Raw genomic sequence first — 2691 nt, forward strand, 5'->3', positions numbered from 1 at the left:
TTTACTGACAGAATGACAAAAAATAATGTCATATTTACGCAGTTTGGCTTGCTCCACATGGCTTTGCATTGCTAATTTTGAATCAGTGCAGCCGTAAGTGAGCTTAAAGGCGCCTTCTGTATCCATCCATTGTTGCAAGATTTTGCTTCTAGATAAGCGCCAGCTATCACTATTACAACGAATATCATCTAACCATATGTCGATTTCAATATGAGCATATTGCTTTTTTAAAGCGATAAGAAAGGTTTTTAAGTAAAGAAAGTCACCTAACGCAACTGGCGAAATAAACAGTAAGCGTTGACATGTTTGCAATTGCTTTGTAGACACTATTGGCATATGAATAGACAGCTTTGTTGATAGTTATACTTGAAATAATACCTTGAAAAGAGGGCTTTTTGAATCAATACCTTGAGAAAAGCGAATAGATGTATTGATTTCATTTGATATCAGATTGGTCGGTTGAGAGGATTAGATGTAAATTGAGGCGTGTTATCATTTATACTAGTGCTCTTTGCAAATTCTGATGCGGAATTATTAATAGGAATTGACTTACGATGATTTGTTTTGATGTTTTACATCCCTATTATTTACCACAATACTTTCCTGTCGCTGCAGAGCTACAGAAGCGTTCGGTTCCTGTGACATATGTTATCTACAAGAGTGTTGATCAGCAGTCGGTATTGGAAGCGCTTGTAAATAAGCATCAACTAAATGTTGTCTGGGTTAATGATGAATCAGAAGCGCTTGAATTTTATTTGTTGAACAAGCCTAAATGGGTTGTGTTCGGTAATGCATTTGCTTCAGCGTCACGATTAAAAGGCATCAGTCAGACTGCTTTGATGCAGCATGGTGTCGGGCCAAAGTCGGTATATTATACTGTTTCAAAAGGCGATATTGAAGTTCGCTTTGTGGAAGGGCAATATCGTTTAAAGCGATTACAGGAGATGTTTCCTGAAAAAGTGTTCATTGATACAGGTTATGCCAAGCTAGATCCAATTATCCAAGGAGTTGAACAGGGTTTAGACTTAGCCTCTTTAGGATTAAATACTAATAAAAAAACCTTGTTATATGCGCCGACATTTTATCCAAGCAGCATTGAAGAAATGGCTAAAAATTGGCCATCTCAATTTTCTGAATATAATATATTGCTCAAACCACATTATTTTTCATTGAGTAAATCAAATTATAAAAAACAAAAAGCGCTGCTAACTCACTGGGCTAGTTTCGACAATGTTTATTTAGCGCCTGCTGAAGAAGCAAATTTATTACCTTTTATGGTCTCTGCCGATGTATTAATTAGTGATGCTTCATCTGCCTTATTTGAATTTGCCGCATTAAATAAACCTGTTGTATGGTGTGATTTTTATCACTTACGTTGGTCTTATCGTGGGATTTTTAAATTCAGGTTTAAGAATCGTGTGGATCAAGATTTATACCGCTACGCAGACATCGCAGCGCATGCCAGAACATATAAAGAATTAAAGCAAGTTGTTGATCAACAGATAACACATCCAGAGTTGTTTGCGCCTCAACGGACGCAATATACGGCAGAGCTAGTGGGTGTTGTTGATGGCCTTTGTAGCCAAAGAATTACTGACTATTTATTAGAATAAGGATTTAGATGAACATTATTACATTCGGTACTTTTGACATGTTTCATATTGGTCATTTAAATATTTTAGAAAGAGCGAAAGAGTTAGGCGGTAAGCTGGTTGTTGGGGTGTCATCTGATGCTCTTAATTTTAGTAAAAAACAACGAAACCCTATTTGCGATGAAATCGATCGAATGAGAATTGTCGCGGCTCTATCCTGTGTAGATCAAGTTTTTCTTGAAGAGTCATTAGAGCTTAAAGCAGAGTACATTCAAAAGTATCAAGCTGATTATTTAGTGATGGGGGATGATTGGGAGGGACGTTTTGATCATCTATCTCATCTATGTAAAGTAGTGTATTTACCAAGAACCCCTGCGATTTCAACAACAATGTTAATTGAGATCGTTAAAGAAATTAGATAGTGAGTTAATCATTTCTATGAAACAGGAACATGCTATGGATAAAAAACGCCATAGCATGTTCCTGTTAAGCTAGTTTTCGCTTCGTAAGAGCTATAAACCGTTATTGACCAATAAAATGTTGGGTTTTAAGCCAATCTAAATATTCAGGTACAGCTTGCTCAACCGTTTTAAACTCAGCTTGATAACCAGCCGATCTTAATTGAGTTAAATCTGCTTGGGTATAACTTTGATAAGCGCCTTTCAATTTGTCTGGGAAAGGAATGTATTCAATGTGCCCTTTACCATGATAAGCAATCACAGCATTGGCAACATCATTAAAGCTTTGCGCTTGGCCTGTTCCGCAGTTATATATGCCCGATACAGATGGATTCTGCCATAGCCATAAATTGACTTTAACCACATCTTCGACAAACACAAAATCACGAAGTTGCTGACCATTTTCATAACCATCAACACCTTCAAACAAACGACACACGCCATTAGCGTTAATTTGATTGTTAAAGTGGAAAGCCACACTTGCCATGCCGCCTTTGTGTTGTTCACGCGGACCATAGACGTTGAAATAACGTAATCCTGCCACTTGACCAGTGAGTTTTTGCTGTCTTACATACTGATCGAATAAGAACTTAGAGTAAGCGTAGACATTGAGTGGCTTTTCAAGTTCACGTTGCTCAATA

At 37.2% G+C, this 2691-nt stretch carries 3 protein-coding genes and 1 pseudogene; 2 read left to right on the forward strand and 2 right to left on the reverse strand.

Annotation, left to right across the window (positions count from 1 at the left end; all coding sequences use genetic code 11):
- Positions 1-336: pseudogene (locus CXF78_RS19625) on the reverse strand (lipopolysaccharide heptosyltransferase family protein); the annotation flags it as partial.
- Positions 337-554: 218 nt separating this feature from the next.
- Here CXF78_RS19625 and CXF78_RS19630 point away from each other — a divergent pair.
- Positions 555-1613 (forward strand): CDP-glycerol glycerophosphotransferase family protein, encoded by a 1059-nt coding sequence (locus CXF78_RS19630; protein WP_102037703.1) that lies wholly within the window; start codon positions 555-557, stop codon positions 1611-1613.
- 8 nt (positions 1614-1621) lie between these two features.
- On the forward strand, positions 1622-2014 hold the full coding sequence (locus tag CXF78_RS19635; protein WP_011639339.1) for an FAD synthase family protein: 393 nt from the start codon (positions 1622-1624) through the stop codon (positions 2012-2014).
- A gap of 100 nt (positions 2015-2114) precedes the next feature.
- Here the strand turns inward: CXF78_RS19635 and CXF78_RS19640 are convergent.
- The coding region (locus CXF78_RS19640; RefSeq protein ID WP_145991580.1) for an NAD-dependent epimerase/dehydratase family protein at positions 2115-2691 on the reverse strand (577 nt) is incomplete at its 5' end.

Origin of the sequence: Shewanella sp. 11B5 (assembly GCF_002836795.1) — a bacterium.
GTDB lineage: Bacteria > Pseudomonadota > Gammaproteobacteria > Enterobacterales > Shewanellaceae > Shewanella > Shewanella frigidimarina.

Coding starts and splice junctions, on each gene's coding strand:
- CXF78_RS19635 (WP_011639339.1), top strand. CDS start 1,622: ATGAACATTATTACATTCGGTACTTTTGACATGTTTCATATTGGTCAT.
- CXF78_RS19630 (WP_102037703.1), top strand. CDS start 555: ATGATTTGTTTTGATGTTTTACATCCCTATTATTTACCACAATACTTT.